Source organism: Paenibacillus lacisediminis (genome assembly GCF_046567315.2).
Window position 1 is genome coordinate 307,179 of sequence record NZ_JBKIAX020000005.1, and the last position, 12,614, is coordinate 319,792.

The window sequence follows — 12,614 nt, forward strand, 5'->3', positions numbered from 1 at the left end:
TTGGAGTTTGCGATGAAAATCATAAATATTGAATACCCTTTGTATTATGACGGCTTAGATAAAGAAAATGGGAACATGGATATTTTCGTTAAACTTGATGATGGGATGACATACACCATGGTGGTTACTACACCTAATAATTACTATTGGTATATGGACAAGGAAGGTCTTGATTATATTCCAGCTTCACCTCCAGATATTATTGTAAGAAGTTTGGATAAGGAAATAGTGGAGAAGGCACTTCAAACTTATATTCAAGACAATGCCTATTGGCTAAAACTATATTTCCTTGCAGGTGAAAGCAACGGTGTATTCGATGAAAAGCAAATGGACAGAATGATACAGAAAATCAGAAAATCTAAAGAAGAGATATTTGGTTCTGAATAAAGTAATGTCGATACTAAAACCTTGAGGGCGGCAATCCTCAAGGTTTTCTTTTACCCCCACCCAGCGCCGAGTGATTCGGGCGGTAAGTCCCGAAAGAACTTAACCCTCATCACACCTGAATGATATTCCTCTTATATGCCTGTACGCGCATGCAATGCTTGAGAAATATAACCTTTAATATAATCCTCTAATCTCGAAAAAGCCCAATGTCATCAGTTACCATCATGTTAACGTGATGATATTATTAAATTGCATGTTGGGGAGCCAATCAACAAGACAACCGACAACCATCCGTTTTGGGTCGAAGGAAAAGGGAGGGTCTTCGCAGATGAACTTCAAGCAGGCGACAACCTCCAAAAGGCTGACGGAAGCAATCTGACGATTGACAAGGCCGAGTTTGTTAAATTGGATGAGCCAGTAACGGTTTACAACTTTACAGTTGCGGACTATCATACGTATTGTGTAACGGATATTGGGATTTGGGTGCATAATACGAACTGCTTCATTAGGAGGATATATCAATTTTAATGAGGCACCATCATACGTGCAAAATACGATTACAACAATTAGGAACACTGGCAGTGCCCCACAAGGATGTGTAGGAGGCCGAACATTTAATAATCGAGGCAATAATGGAGAGATGAAACTCCCTACAACTACAACCTATAAAGAATATGATGTTCATCCTTATCAACAGGGCGTAAATAGAGGGACTGAGTAGCTCGTGATAGGTGATGACGGCATAGTTTACTATACAAATGATCATTATAAGACATTTGTTAAAATTAAGTAGGAACGAGGTCAGTGAGTATATGATTGCTAACAATTTGAATGTGACTTTAGGTCAACCGCACTTCTATATTAAGATAGGTGACCAATCAGACTTTACGAACTTACTATGGGATTGTATAAAGGTTAATAATAATATTAAATTAATTGCCAAATTGGTACGGGGAACAAAATGTAATACAGTTGAAAAATTATTTGATGAGTTTTCTGCTGTGCTTCAGTTCCCTTGGTATTTCGGGGAGAATTGGGATGCTTTTGAAGAGTGCATAAACGATCTTGGGTGGTTCAATGCCGATGCTTATGTAATATTCATTAGTAATTCAGAGTCTCTTTTAGAGTTAACCAATAAAAATCTTGATACATTCTTAAATATATTGAAGACCACTACTTATGAATGGGAGAAGGGGAGGGACTTTGGAGCCATGAAGACATCTCCCACACCATTTAATATTGTATTTCATGGTACCGGAAGTAAAGAGCAGGAGATTATCGTTAGATTTCGAGAAGTAGGGATCAATTTAGAAAGATTGTAACAAACGTGAGGCCTTGGGGGATATTTACCCCGAGGTCTTCTATATACTTTAGTCACCCAGTGCCGAATAATTCGGACAACGTGACCCCAAAGAACTTGACCCTCATCCTCCCCGTATGGTGCTTCGCTAAGATGGTTTGTACGCACATGTAAGATATTGAAACATATTCACCTTTATTACTATTCTTTAGCCATGCAAAAGCGCTATAAGGACATATTGGAAAAAGGATATTGGAAAAAATGACTTGAATATAAGGCACACGGCGATGAATTCTTGAGATATATTTATGGATAAAAATATTCAGTTAAAGGAGAGGTTATATGCTCGAAAAACTTATTAATGTCTTTAAAGGTAATTCAATCCAAGATATTTATTTGCTTGGTTTTGTAGACATTGAAGATGGGCGCGCGGACTTTTGTCCTGATATGCGTTATTATTATTTTGAAGTTGGCGAGAAGTATATCGAATTTGAATCAATTGACCAATACTCAAAACTAAGTGTGAAGATAGTTGATTCAATACGATATCAATTTGAAATTGATGAGGATATGTTTCCGTGCAAGACGTCAGTGAGTCAAATTATATTGACTGACTCGATGTCTGTCAAAAATACTGTTAAGAGTATCGTTATAAACGGTTTAGATTTGAAAGATAAAGAACAAATTATCTGCGATAGCCTTCAGTTAAACTTGAATAATGGACAAGAATTGTTTTTTGACCCATCTTTTTATTTTGGTATAAACATCGGTGGGGCAGAACAACGGAAGTTTTGGATTGAGAACCTTGCAGAAAACACAAAACCTGATGAATTAGTAATTGAAGTTTAAATTTGCTACTGGCCATGAGGAGACAAGCCTCAAGGTCTTTCTTTTATCTCTACTCAGTGCAAAAAGAATTGGGACTAAATAAGAACGTATGATTGCATCCTAAAAGTTGAGATGCTATAATATTCCTGTAAAGATGATTTTCACCCCTACACTCCCCTATTGCTGGAGACAAGGGTTTGCCCGCCGCTCAACTTTGATCTTCACAAAGTCACTTCGAGTAGGGCGTTTGTACCGAAAGGACAAGCCAGTGCAGTACCTCTCCTGCGAACTTCCGTCAGATGAAGACTGGATGTGAAGTGAGGATAAAGCAGGATAAAAGGCGAATGCCACCTGATTCCGAAACTCCCTTTGCCGGAGACGAGGAACGACGAGAACCGAAAGGCTCTGATAAAAGCAGTTACCCGCGCATGCACATGCGCCCTGAAAATTGAATGAAGTGTTTTTAAAAGCCGATTCTTGCATGGATCATTTCATGCCGGGATCGGCTTTTTTGCATTTTATAAAAAAATTGAGAGGATGATCCGAGTATGTTTAGACGCTGGTTTAAAAAAGTGAAGAATGTTGATTCTGCAGGTCCGACAAATAGCAGTTCAAGTCATATTCCCAATAATGAGGAATGGCTGGCGCTTAAACGAAAATGGGAAAAGTCCAGGCTTGAACAGAGTCAACAGTTGCTTATTCAGGAAGGAGTCGCTTCTATGCAGAAAGTGAAAGAGACTCTTGAAGAAGCATTATCATTATTAGACGATGCTTGCATTGAATCGGAAGGTCCGTTAAGAGTGAAGCTGCATCAAATCTGGAGCGAGTTGGACGAACTCGTAAAGACTTATATGGGTGAATAATTCAAAAAAAATGACTACGACCTGTCTGATGGCTCGCTAACCGCGATTCATTATCCGGATGGAACGCGCATCGATTATACCTATAACAAGCAAATGCGTACGGGATATACACTGACGGATGCCTCCGGCAAGGCTGCGGGTGCAAGTTACACGGTAAATGAAATGAACCGGGTCAGCGCTTTGGATGTGCTTCTTCATGTGTCGGGATCCAAACAATCGACGCTAGCAGCTAAAGCGAACGCATCAGGATCTCTCGACCGGATCACGTTTAACTACAAGGCAAACGGACTGCTGGAGAAGGGAGCCTCGGGCAACGGACCGAGCACGTCCTTTAGCTATAATGGATATGATTTGACGGGGATGACGGTAAACGCAGGCGCTGCGGCCAATGCGAAAAGAGCGACAGTACAGGCGGAAAGCGAAGTTGCCGAATCCGAGACGCCGGAGAAATCGGACTCTAAGAAGGCCGAAACAGCTCGCTCTGCGACGGCAACCGAGGCGACTTACGCCTTTTCCAAGCTGAATGCAGCCACCGGTCATGAGTTTACGTATGAATACGATCTGAACAAAAATATTGTCGGCCGGACGCAAAACGGAGCGGCGGATACGTTTACGTACGATCCGCTCAATCGAATTAAGATCGAAACTGGATTAGACATCAACAAAAAATACAACTACGACGAGCGCGGCAACCTGATGGATGTAGAAGGCCGATCGCTTCGCGGGATAACGAATGCGAACTACACTTTCGACAGTTTGAACCGTTTGACGAAGGTAAAAACCGAAGACGGAACCGAAGTCAGCTACACTTACAACGGTGACGGCCTGCTGTACGAACGTGTGGCAGGAGAAAAGCGAACCCGTTATTATTATGATGAGGAGGCCAAGCTGATTGCAGAGGCTGACATCAGCAGCGGAACGCCAAACGTCACCTATACCTACATTTACGACCTAAGCGGCCGTCTGTGGTCCCGCGTCGATCAAGCTACAGGCGAGGTGCAATACTACCAGCTTAACGGTCACGGCGATGTTGTTGGCCTGACGGACAGCCAGGGCAACCAGCTCAATACCTACACCTACGACATCTGGGGCAATCCGGAAACCGAGGAAGAGACGGTTCCTAACGTGTTCCGTTATTCGGGGGAATACTGGGATAACACAACGGATTTGCAATACCTGCGCGCCCGGTGGTATGACCCGAATGCGGGAAGATTCGTGTCGAAGGACCCGTACCAAGGCAGCATCGGTAATCCGCTCAGTTTGAATCGGTATTCGTATGTAGAGAATAATCCGTTGATTTATACTGACCCAAGTGGGCATTTCAAATGGAAACCCTATGATGTCCAGGAACTTACACTCTTACTGGATGACGCCAGGGTGAAAACAGAATTCAGCAGAAAAAATAAAAATTATCAGTTATACAAGGATACCATATGGGATCGCTACAACTTTGAATCCTTCATGGATGAAAACCAGTACAGCTACTTATATGACCTGGTAACAGGGACAAGCGCCTATAACAACAATGCTGGAACTGCAGTTTGGGCTAGAGAACAATTAGCAAGTGCATATTTTAAATCGAAAGAGGCAGAATATGTCGCAGCCCTTGCCCTTACAATGGCAGGAGGCATAGGTAACAGAACTATAGTTAAGAGTAATCAAGGTAAGAAGATGACTTCTAACAATACTAAATTGGGATGCAACTGTTTTATTGGTGGCACTAAGGTTCTGACAGACGAAGGGGAGAAGAATATCGAAGACATTGAGGTCGGAGATAAGGTTCTCGCCAAAGATGAGAATAACCCTGATGGTGAATTGGCTTACAAGGAAGTAACAGGTTTATACCGTAACCAACGTGATGATATTATTAAATTGCACGTTGGGGAACAAATCATCGAGACGACCGACAACCATCCGTTCTGGGTTGAAGGTAAAGGTTGGGTCTTCGCAGATGAACTTCAAGTAGGCGATAAACTCCAAAAGGCTAATGGAAGCAACCTGACGATTGACAAGGTAGAGTTTGTTAAATTGGATAATCCAGTAACAGTTTACAACTTTACGGTTGCGGACTACCATACGTATTATGTAACGGATTTAGGGATTTGGGTGCATAATACCAATTGCTTTAGCGGTTCGGGGGCTGACTTAGCCAATTTAGCAAGAAATTCTAAAAAGATAGACGGGTTACAAGGTATGACTGTTTCTGCTAATTTAGTGAATGAAGCGGCAAGTAATTTCGTCGGTAAAGGTGCTAAGATACAGAAGATTGATGGAGGTATGTGGTATGTAAGTAAAGATGGGCTAAGTAGAGTAAGAACAGGTCAAAAAGCTAAAGGTACTTATGAAGCTAACTTTGAGACCCTTGACTCAAAGGGGAACGTTTTAACGAATTACCATGTTCAGATTAAATAATATTGGGATTTTTGCATAGGGAGGATTCTATGATAACACCTGTACTAAAAAGGATATTAGTGAGTAGTGAACCACAATCCGAAAATGATTTTGTTGTTCCTGCAATTGCGGATATTGGTTCTAAGGATTTTGAAGGAGTGGACTATTTTTATTTCAGAATAATGACACCTACAAGACTAGTTACTATTTTAGAAGAAGATAAGATTTTAGATGGGAGGGCTACATTTATTGTCAATGAATTTGATTTGGCACTAGTGGAAAAGGAAATCAATAAAATTTTGGAGGATTGTATTCGTCCTACTTGGGATGAAGTAGCAAAGGCTATTAACCGCCATTTGAATTGGGAATACGATAACATCCAGTACGAGACACTTGATGAAGCAATGGCAAGATTGAACAAGACTAAATGATTTCAAAGACCTTGAGGGAGTTAACTCCTTAAAGGTCTTTCTTTTTACCCCCACCCAGAGTCGAATGAATCGGGCGGCACATTTTGAAAGAACTTAACCCTCATCACCCCCGTATGAAATTCCCCCTGCCGAGAAAAATCATCGTGAGAGTAATGATTGGATTGACTTTTCGTCCTGACAATAATATATTATTGTCAGGACGAAAAGCGGGGTGAAGCCATGTCGTCCAAAAAGATGGGGCGTCCTCCATCTGACAATCCCAAAAGTGAAAAGATTGAGATACGTGTCGATCAGGAAATGCTGAGCAAGCTCGATGCTTCCGCCGAGAAGCTGAATACGACACGTTCAGATATCGTGCGCAAAGGGATTGAGATGGTGTATGACGATCTCCAAAAATAAAGAAGGAAGCGGCTCGTCCAACGAAGAACACTGCCGCTTCCTATCCCGCAATCGCTTTAATAAGCAGACTGCATAAATATCCTACCATGTGCAGGAATCTCATTCAAGCGATGCGATTACATTTATGGGAGGAATGAACATGAAAACGATTCTGGAAGCCCTGTACCGAGGGCAGCTTCATCCTGATGAGGCGATTGTGCCGTCTCATCCTGAATATCGTCCTTTAAGCCGACAAGTGGAAGCACAGACGGAGAAGTGGCGTGAACGATTGGGTGAGGATGCGTTTCGTGAGCTGGAGGAATATTTTGATCTGTGCGACAGTGTGGACAGCATGCATATAGAAGCTGCTTTTCTGCAAGGATTCAGGCTTGGAGCCAACCTGATAATTGAGGTCATGAGCAAACGAGAGGAGTTGGTTCCGAATGCAGCTTCGGGCATGTCATTATGATGACAAACAGCAACACATTGACAGTTATAGATGCGGACGGGACAATATACCGCTTCTACTGCTTTGAAATAGAAAATGCTCTCGATATGTAAACAGCAGAGAGTAATTGAAGCAGCAAGACGAGTTTCATATTGAAGAAATATTTGGGCCTGAGAATCTTGAAAAGGAGTTATCAAAATATCTTTCTGACTTCTCAAAAATGGATGTCGAATGGAAATGTGATAACCCACTATAACTTTGTATTAGACCTTGGGGATGGTAATCCTAATCCTCAAGGTCTTTTTTATGCCTCCGCCCAGTGCCGAAGAATTTTAGCAACGAAACTTTGGGAGAAGCTAAATTTCATATTCAGGTGGAAGGTGTCTTTTCCGTTTACAAATCCATAATCCAATCTTCGCATTGTCTTAACTGTAGGTTACTAGAATTAAGGATACAATACGCGATGGAGTGGGAGAACCGAGTCCGGTATGAAGGTGATGATCGTTGAAGACGAAATCTTGGTGCGGCTCGGTTTAAGGAAATCGATTCCATGGTCAACGCTTGGGATGGAGCTGGTATGCGAGGCCAAAGACGAAGAGGAAGCTTACGACATGTTCAAACGGCATCTTCCCGACATCGTGCTTGTCGACATCGCGCTTCCCAAGATGGACGGGCCGCAAAGTGATAAATGAAAAGCAACAATCGGACAAATCGGCCTCCTTTTAACATATAGAGATAAATAATCGGTTACTTCCTGTCATGTCCTCCCTGCCGCATCCCTCTTATAATCTGAATTGTCGAACAACAAGAAATACGAGGAGGAGTTCAAATGAACGCCGGCAAAATTGCCATGCGTACCCTGAAAGTATGGATTGCTGTTATCATCGTTTTTGTCTCGATCAGCCCCGGTATGAACACATTCGCCGCTGGGCCAGTTTCCGCGAACGGAGGTAATACCGGCAGCAATGGCGGCAAACCGCCAAAGAACCCTGTTCTGACGTTTCCCGTCATGAGCGATGCGCATGTTGGCATTGAGGATGTATCCGTAGATGGAGCAGCTAAATTTAAAGAAGCCTTAGCGGTCTATAACTCTCTTGCCAAATATGATGCCGTCGTGATCAACGGCGACCTTGTGGACAGCGGGACGATCGAACAGTACGACACGGTCATGAACATTTTGAATAAAAATAAAATAAAAGGGGCCAAGTCGATCATCATTCCCGGCAACCATGAATATTACGCCAGCGATGAATTTGGCGGCGATAAGTTTAAAGCGACGGAACGGTTTTATGATAAAACCGGTATGAACACAGGCGGAAACCATGTGGAAGCCGTGGACCCGCAGACGGAAAATGCGGGCGTTTTCTACGACACCTGGGTCAAAGGGTACCATTTTATTGTGATGGATCATGACCGAAGCGCCATGTCCGACGCCAAATACCGGTGGCTTGAGGAGAAGATCAGCACGGATCAGAAAGGGAAGAAGGCAGACCCTGCAAAACCGGTATTTGTGTTTACTCATTATCCGTACCGGGATACGACTTATGGCAGCGAAAGCGCAGGTTGGAAAAATCCGGCCGAGTATGCCAAATTTAAAACGGTCATGGACAAACATCCCAATGCCATGGTGTTTACCGGGCACACGCACTACACCCTGGAGCACCCCAATACGATCAACGCAGACGACGGTTTCATCCGCGTGAATGACGGCGCAACCGCGTTTGTGCAAGCGCACGGTTACAGCAACGACGGCGATATTTACTTGGACAAAAAATTATCGCAAGGTTTGCTCGTCAAGGTATATAACGACCAAATCGTCATCGAAAGAAGAGAACTTGACCAAGGGGGCGCCGTCATCGGAGAGCCTTACAAGATTAATTTGAAAGATCCCGTGAAATCGGCAAAACAATATTCGGCCGATACCCGGAACCCTGAATTCAAGACGGGGACGAAACCGACAGTATCTTCTGTCACCGCGGTATCCGCCATGCTCACATGGCCAAAGGCCGTAGACGATACTCGTGTAGATCATTATGAAATATACGCGAATGGTAAGCTGATCGGCGCGCCGCTCGTTATATCACCATATGCCGAGGCTCAGACCCATTCTTTTGCGGCAAAAGGTTTATTACCCGATACGGAATATGCCGTAGCTATAAAAGCGGTCGATGCGTTCGGAAAATCGTCGCCGCCGATAACCGCAGCCTTCAGAACAGCGGCTGCCCCAGCAGGTTACGACCCGCAGCAAGCGGATGTTCTGGACATGGATTTTACGGACATGGCGGGCAATGTCGTGAAAGATCGTTCCATCAACCAAAACGATGCGGTTCTCGAGAATAACGCCAAGGTAATTTAATGATTTTCCCCGTGAAGCAATGATATCATGTTGGTAGGTACTGATTGATCTCCTGCTAATCCCGGCAAAACGACACTAACCAACGAAGTCAGCAACATTGTGAAGATAACTAATTTCTTCCTCCTTTAATCCTCTTTTGATCATTTTTACATATTGGTTGTTCTGAGTAGCTGTCGCAAAATCCCTTAATGTCTCATAATAAAAAACGGCCTTTTTAAAAAATCGGCTGTTATCCGTTTCAAAGGATAATTGCAGCATATTTAAGCAGTTATCGATTGCACGTTTATATTCTGATTGATTTACAAAGTATACGATTAATTCATTGTATAACCATTTGTAAAGGCAAGTAATATCAATGATCTCGTGATTGATAGGTTTATTTAACTGCTCAATTTGTTTAGTAAATAAGCTTATCTCCTTATCCACTTTAAATTTATGCATATTTGCGGCTCTTAAAATACTTGTTAAGCCGGGGATGATTTCACCCTGATTTTCTTTAAGAAATTCCACATAGCTGTTAAGGATGTTGATATTTCCGGATAGCAACTCAACCTCATATCGATTGGGTAAAGCTATATATTTGAAGAACTCGACTTCATTTTTACCCTCATGGTCTTGAGGATTAAGCCAACTTAAATCAGAGTATTGTTGGATACATTGTTTAGATTCATCATATCTTCTCAATTCTTTTAACGCTGACCCTTTAATTAGTAAGCTATAACCGTAGTAGTAAATATAGGATTTCGTTGGTTTATAGCTTTCCAGGGTGATGTTCTTTGCACGTTTCAATAAATCATCGGAAAGCTGTATCAGCTTATCCCACAGTTCCAACGAATAACTCATTTTTAACATTTTAATAATGGTGTCAAGATCGAGGTAGTTAGTATCAATGTTGTCGTTAGCATATAACCCTGCTATAAATTCCATTCGTTTTCAACTCCCTATATCTACCATTTGTACAATATAGTTTACGGAGATTTTGAATTATAGTCAATATTGAATTATTGGTTCAATATGTGAAATCAATAAATATGAACAAAATAAGAAAAATTTACAACTCCATAATAACTTTCAAGCGGATATTTGATATCATGGCGGTGGAGTGTGATCGAATGGCTAAAATTTTGATCGTCGATGATGAGAGGGCAATCAACGACTTGATTGCTCTAAATTTGAAAATGGTAGGGCATGAATATATTCAATTATTCAGCGGAGAGCAAATTTCGGAGGTTTTAAATGAGACTCGTGTCGATTTGGTCATTCTGGATGTGATGTTGCCAGGGCTTGATGGATTTGAACTTATTGATCGGTTTGTGAAACGTGGGATTCCGGTAATCTTCCTGACGGCGCGAAATGGCGTTTCCGATAAAGTGCATGGCCTGGAGAGCGGGGCGGAGGATTATATCGTCAAACCGTTCGAAGCGGTGGAGTTGATCGCCCGGATCAATGTGGTGCTGCGCAGAAACCAGAAAAACACCACCGAATTCAGCCTGGACGGAACGACGGTGGATCTGGAGAAGCATATCGTGACGGTGAATGGACAGGCCGTGGAAATGACCAATAAAGAATTTCAACTGCTTGATTTTCTCGTTCAAAACAAAAATATCGCGCTCTCTCGCGAAAAAATCATTGAGCAGACCTGGGGCTTCGATTTTTATGGCGATACGAGAACCGTTGACGTGCATATCCAGAGGCTGAGAAAGAAGCTGAACTGGGAGCACTGCATCAAGACGGTGTATAAATACGGATACAGGCTAGAGGTGTAAAGGTGAAATTTTGGCAGAAAACGTATTTATGTGTGCTGTTGGTGTTCTTGATCGCTTTTGATCTTGGAGCCTATGCGCTGCTGCAAAAAAGCTACCAATTAAACGAGCAGATGGATATGTCCAGGGGTGTAAGCGAATATGAGAGCATCGAGCAAACATTAAGCTATATCCTGCGGGCTTTTGCCAACAATACCGGCAGTTCGGGCTATGAGATCGTCATTTCCGGGATCGCTCAAAATTATTATAAAGAGGGCATCCTGACCGAGGTTTATGATGGGGATCGGTTGGTCTTTTCCAATGCCTATCAGTTTGTGGGCGAGCGGGAAGAGCTGCAGGGAGGGCAGCGGGAAACTACATACAGGAAGCTTGACGGGAAGCTGTGGATCTTCGTAGGCGGCAGCATGGAGTTTAACGGGCTTAAGCTGGTCATATCAAGAAGCTCCGCTTATCTGCAGGATTATTATAATACCCTGCTCAACTATTTTATTGCCTTGAGTGTAGTCATTTCCTTGATTTTATCTGCTGTGCTTATTTTGCTGTTATTCAGGTTAACCGCTCCGGTCAGAAACCTGAACAATGGCGTAAGGGACATTGCGGCCGGTGCCTATCACGAAAGGGTCAAGGTCAAGGGAAGCGATGAGATCGCCGAATTGGCCCAGGATTTTAATAAAATGGTGGTCGCGGTATCCGCGAATATTGAAGCGATTCAAAAAGCGAGCGAAGAAAAAGAAAACTTCATCAATAACCTGACCCATGAGCTGAAGACGCCGATTACGGCGATCAAAGGATACAGCGAGTTTTTAAATCATGCCAACAGCACCGAGGAAGACCGCAGAATGGCGGTCGATTATATTCATGAGCATGTGGCCCGGCTGGATCTGCTGTCCGGAAAATTGATGGAGCTGCTGTATTTGAAGAACGAAGAGATTACTTTGCAGCCTGTGGAGATTGCACCCTTGTTTGCTTATGTGGAACAGATGGAACGGCATTATTTGGAGGCAAAACAGATCACGTTGGTGAAGGAGTGCGGAGCAGAGCGGATATATGGAGATCCCACCCTGCTGCAGACGCTGCTGATGAATTTGGTTGAAAACAGCATTAAGGCTTCTCACAATGGAGGGGAAATCCATCTGAAAAGCTATTCGCGGCAGCAGGGTATCGTTATTGAGGTCATGGACTATGGAAAAGGCATCCCGGATAAGGACATCGAAAAAATTACCGGGGCCTTCTATGTCGTAGACAAATCCCGTTCCAAAGAGCTGGGGGGGATCGGGCTGGGGCTGTCCATCTGCAGTCAAATTGCCCGGCTCCATCATGCGCAGTTGCACATTGAATCCAAAGAACGTGAGTATACGAAGGTGTCCGTTCTTTTTACAGCTTCGTTACAACTCGAACATTAGTCTATAATACGCCCCCCTCATAATGGCCTTGTAGCTACGAAATCCCAATCATTTTATGACGGAGGT

15 protein-coding genes are annotated in these 12,614 nt (G+C 43.0%); 14 read left to right on the forward strand and 1 reads right to left on the reverse strand.

Annotated elements, in window-relative coordinates; genetic code table 11:
* Nucleotides 1-12 precede the first annotated feature (12 nt).
* The 12 genes from ACLD72_RS12485 to ACLD72_RS12540 all read left to right on the forward strand — a co-directional run bounded on the left by ACLD72_RS12485 (nt 13) and on the right by ACLD72_RS12540 (nt 9,382).
* Nucleotides 13-387, forward strand: a complete 375-nt coding sequence (locus tag ACLD72_RS12485; RefSeq protein WP_411003933.1) for a hypothetical protein — start codon at nt 13-15, stop codon at nt 385-387.
* A 249-nt stretch (nt 388-636) separates the two neighbouring features.
* A complete protein-coding gene (locus ACLD72_RS12490; RefSeq protein ID WP_411003932.1) occupies nt 637-915 on the forward strand; it encodes a polymorphic toxin-type HINT domain-containing protein in 279 nt (92 codons plus the stop codon).
* Nucleotides 916-1,199: 284 nt separating this feature from the next.
* On the forward strand, nt 1,200-1,709 hold the full coding sequence (locus ACLD72_RS12495) for a barstar family protein (RefSeq protein WP_411003931.1): 510 nt from the start codon (nt 1,200-1,202) through the stop codon (nt 1,707-1,709).
* A gap of 320 nt (nt 1,710-2,029) precedes the next feature.
* Nucleotides 2,030-2,536 (forward strand): hypothetical protein, encoded by a 507-nt coding sequence (locus tag ACLD72_RS12500; protein WP_411003930.1) that lies wholly within the window; start codon nt 2,030-2,032, stop codon nt 2,534-2,536.
* 527 nt (nt 2,537-3,063) lie between these two features.
* Nucleotides 3,064-3,378: a hypothetical protein gene (locus ACLD72_RS12505; RefSeq protein WP_411003929.1), complete on the forward strand. Its 315-nt coding sequence runs from the start codon at nt 3,064-3,066 to the stop codon at nt 3,376-3,378.
* A gap of 93 nt (nt 3,379-3,471) precedes the next feature.
* Complete coding sequence (locus ACLD72_RS12510; protein ID WP_458475796.1) at nt 3,472-5,790, forward strand: polymorphic toxin-type HINT domain-containing protein; 2,319 nt, start codon at nt 3,472-3,474, stop codon at nt 5,788-5,790.
* Nucleotides 5,791-5,819: 29 nt separating this feature from the next.
* Nucleotides 5,820-6,200, forward strand: a complete 381-nt coding sequence (locus ACLD72_RS12515) for an Imm8 family immunity protein (protein WP_411002146.1) — start codon at nt 5,820-5,822, stop codon at nt 6,198-6,200.
* Nucleotides 6,201-6,419: 219 nt separating this feature from the next.
* A complete protein-coding gene (locus tag ACLD72_RS12520) occupies nt 6,420-6,599 on the forward strand; it encodes a ribbon-helix-helix protein, CopG family (RefSeq protein WP_411002145.1) in 180 nt (59 codons plus the stop codon).
* Nucleotides 6,600-6,738: 139 nt separating this feature from the next.
* A complete protein-coding gene (locus ACLD72_RS12525; protein ID WP_251587185.1) occupies nt 6,739-7,047 on the forward strand; it encodes a DUF6809 family protein in 309 nt (102 codons plus the stop codon).
* Between the two features lie 106 nt (nt 7,048-7,153).
* Entirely contained in the window at nt 7,154-7,282 is a 129-nt protein-coding gene (locus tag ACLD72_RS12530) for a hypothetical protein (RefSeq protein WP_411002144.1), read from the forward strand.
* Between the two features lie 232 nt (nt 7,283-7,514).
* Nucleotides 7,515-7,718, forward strand: a complete 204-nt coding sequence (locus tag ACLD72_RS12535; RefSeq protein WP_411002143.1) for a response regulator — start codon at nt 7,515-7,517, stop codon at nt 7,716-7,718.
* A 137-nt stretch (nt 7,719-7,855) separates the two neighbouring features.
* The gene (locus ACLD72_RS12540; protein ID WP_411002142.1) at nt 7,856-9,382 is read left to right on the forward strand and encodes a metallophosphoesterase; all 1,527 of its coding nucleotides are present in this window, start codon (nt 7,856-7,858) and stop codon (nt 9,380-9,382) included.
* Nucleotides 9,383-9,457: 75 nt separating this feature from the next.
* On the opposite strand, the gene ACLD72_RS12545 is transcribed toward ACLD72_RS12540, so the two are convergent.
* Nucleotides 9,458-10,309 carry a hypothetical protein gene (locus tag ACLD72_RS12545; RefSeq protein WP_411002141.1) on the reverse strand — a complete coding sequence of 284 codons (852 nt, stop codon included), beginning with the start codon at nt 10,307-10,309 and terminating at the stop codon, nt 9,458-9,460.
* Nucleotides 10,310-10,494: 185 nt separating this feature from the next.
* On the opposite strand from ACLD72_RS12545, the gene ACLD72_RS12550 reads away from it, so the two are divergent.
* Together ACLD72_RS12550 and ACLD72_RS12555 are read left to right on the forward strand one after the other, a co-directional pair.
* Nucleotides 10,495-11,148 (forward strand): response regulator transcription factor, encoded by a 654-nt coding sequence (locus tag ACLD72_RS12550; protein WP_251587180.1) that lies wholly within the window; start codon nt 10,495-10,497, stop codon nt 11,146-11,148.
* 2 nt (nt 11,149-11,150) lie between these two features.
* The gene (locus ACLD72_RS12555) at nt 11,151-12,548 is read left to right on the forward strand and encodes an ATP-binding protein (RefSeq protein WP_411002140.1); all 1,398 of its coding nucleotides are present in this window, start codon (nt 11,151-11,153) and stop codon (nt 12,546-12,548) included.
* The last annotated feature ends 66 nt before the right edge of the window (nt 12,549-12,614 follow it).

What these genes read in the sequence shown, in the direction of transcription:
- ACLD72_RS12485 (WP_411003933.1), top strand. Translation starts at nt 13, where the DNA reads ATGAAAATCATAAATATTGAATACCCTTTGTATTATGACGGCTTAGAT.
- ACLD72_RS12495 (WP_411003931.1), top strand. Translation starts at nt 1,200, where the DNA reads ATGATTGCTAACAATTTGAATGTGACTTTAGGTCAACCGCACTTCTAT.
- ACLD72_RS12500 (WP_411003930.1), top strand. Translation starts at nt 2,030, where the DNA reads ATGCTCGAAAAACTTATTAATGTCTTTAAAGGTAATTCAATCCAAGAT.
- ACLD72_RS12505 (WP_411003929.1), top strand. Translation starts at nt 3,064, where the DNA reads ATGTTTAGACGCTGGTTTAAAAAAGTGAAGAATGTTGATTCTGCAGGT.
- ACLD72_RS12510 (WP_458475796.1), top strand. Translation starts at nt 3,472, where the DNA reads ATGCGTACGGGATATACACTGACGGATGCCTCCGGCAAGGCTGCGGGT.
- ACLD72_RS12515 (WP_411002146.1), top strand. Translation starts at nt 5,820, where the DNA reads ATGATAACACCTGTACTAAAAAGGATATTAGTGAGTAGTGAACCACAA.
- ACLD72_RS12520 (WP_411002145.1), top strand. Translation starts at nt 6,420, where the DNA reads ATGTCGTCCAAAAAGATGGGGCGTCCTCCATCTGACAATCCCAAAAGT.
- ACLD72_RS12525 (WP_251587185.1), top strand. Translation starts at nt 6,739, where the DNA reads ATGAAAACGATTCTGGAAGCCCTGTACCGAGGGCAGCTTCATCCTGAT.
- ACLD72_RS12535 (WP_411002143.1), top strand. Translation starts at nt 7,515, where the DNA reads ATGAAGGTGATGATCGTTGAAGACGAAATCTTGGTGCGGCTCGGTTTA.
- ACLD72_RS12540 (WP_411002142.1), top strand. Translation starts at nt 7,856, where the DNA reads ATGAACGCCGGCAAAATTGCCATGCGTACCCTGAAAGTATGGATTGCT.
- ACLD72_RS12545 (WP_411002141.1), bottom strand. Translation starts at nt 10,309, where the DNA reads ATGGAATTTATAGCAGGGTTATATGCTAACGACAACATTGATACTAAC.
- ACLD72_RS12550 (WP_251587180.1), top strand. Translation starts at nt 10,495, where the DNA reads ATGGCTAAAATTTTGATCGTCGATGATGAGAGGGCAATCAACGACTTG.